Origin of the sequence: Nitrosomonas sp. Nm58 (genome assembly GCF_900107335.1) — a bacterium.
Classification (GTDB): domain Bacteria; phylum Pseudomonadota; class Gammaproteobacteria; order Burkholderiales; family Nitrosomonadaceae; genus Nitrosomonas.
Genome location: NZ_FNPQ01000109.1, coordinates 1 through 1,636 on the forward strand (window position 1 = coordinate 1; position 1,636 = coordinate 1,636).

Sequence of the window (1,636 nt, forward strand, 5' to 3'; positions counted from 1 at the left end):
CTCTCAAGAAACACAATATATCCACATGATTAGTTGAATGATTTTTTAAGTTGATTGAGGAGCGGGAACGAGTTGCATACCAAGTTTTTCAGCGCGCCTGGCGAGGTGATGCATAACACGCTGGCGATAGCGCTCCTCGTAGTAATCCTGTCCTTGGTCTGTGTATTCCTCACCCTTGGTTAACATGGTGTAGATAAGACGAGCCAGTTTGTGGGCGACGGCAGTAATCGCCTTGGCTCGATCAAGACGAGCGGCAAGCCGTCTGAAGTAGGCTCCAAGCGCGGACTGGCTTTTGTGAAGTGCGGCGGCCGCTAACCGCAAAGACTGAGCAGCGCGATTGGTTGTGCGTTTGGATGCGCCCGAGAGTACTTTACCTCCGGAAATCTTTGTGCCAGGACACAGTCCCAGCCAGGAGGCAAAATGCTTCGCGCTTTTGAAGCGGGTCATGTCGGGACCGACTTCGGCAATCACCTTGAGCGCGGTCGTCGGGTTGATACCGTTGATCCGAGTCAGGTCGACGCCGCACAGTCGAAAGAGGTAAGTTCGCACATCGAATTGCGGTGCATTCTTGGAGTTCGATGCGCGTCGGCCTTTGCCCGGTTCGCTATCATCATCGCCAACGAGCGTTGCCAGCATGCTTTCGAGTTTGGCGTCACATTCAGTCAGTAGGGTTCCATAATTATCATAGAGCACCATCGCCTGCTTGAGTGCGAACAAATGCTCCTCGCGCCAGTTGCCCTGAAGCGACTTGGCGATCTTCTCTTCACTGGCGCGAATGCGGGTATTCTTCATCTTCGCCAGCACATGACCGTCACGTTCGCCCGCAATAATACCACGTACGATTTTTTGCCCCGTTTCGCCAACGATGTCTGAAATTACGTTGGCCAGTTGCACGTTCATCTGGGTTAACGCTTTTTGCATATGCTGAATATGCCGACCTTGAGAGGCCAGCAACATGTCGCGTTGTCGTGATACCGCACGCAGCATGCAAATTTCATCCGTCGGGCGAAAAGCGCCAGACAGCAGGCCATAGCTCATCAACTGTTGCAGCCACTGGCAGTCGAGAACATCTGACTTGCGACCGGAGACGTTCTTTACATGCCGTGCATTGACGAGATTCACGGCAAACCCACGCGCTTCGAGAATCTCGTAGAGCGGTATCCAGTACACGCCCGTCGATTCCATTGCCACCGTATCCACGCCGCAGCACACAAGCCAGTCCGCCAACTCCTCCAGGTCTTCGGTGAAACTTTTAAATTCCCGGACCGGTTCATCGTCACGATCCGGCGACACCGCCACAAAATGGCTTGCCGAGCCGATGTCGATTCCCGCCGCATTCGGGTGCGCCAATTCCAGTACCGTTCTCTTGCGTTGTGCCATGCCTTCCTCCATCATCTCGTTTGGAATGCCACAACGGTTCGGGTACGTCGTTATACTCACTCTCTCAAACGGGATGGCTGCTTTCGCAGCCTCGCCAATGTCGCAGACGTGACCCGTGACCACGCTCATTTACGGGCAGGGACGCTCCAGTGACTGTTCGGTCTTCGCCGTCGCGGTATTCCACTTTACCGCACATCTCGCCGCATCGTGTTTCTTTCAAACGCATTGCGGCCGAAGGCCGATTACTACGCTCATT

1 protein-coding gene is annotated in these 1,636 nt (G+C 54.3%); it reads right to left on the reverse strand.

Going from position 1 to position 1,636, the window contains the following annotated elements; translation table 11 throughout:
• Positions 1 to 45 precede the first annotated feature (45 nt).
• Complete coding sequence (locus BLW34_RS15240; protein ID WP_090581387.1) at positions 46 to 1,380, reverse strand: IS110 family RNA-guided transposase; 1,335 nt, start codon at positions 1,378 to 1,380, stop codon at positions 46 to 48.
• Between the last annotated feature and the right edge of the window lie 256 nt (positions 1,381 to 1,636).

Excerpts from the sequence above, each read along its gene's own strand:
- BLW34_RS15240 (WP_090581387.1), bottom strand. The coding sequence starts at position 1,380 with ATGGCACAACGCAAGAGAACGGTACTGGAATTGGCGCACCCGAATGCG.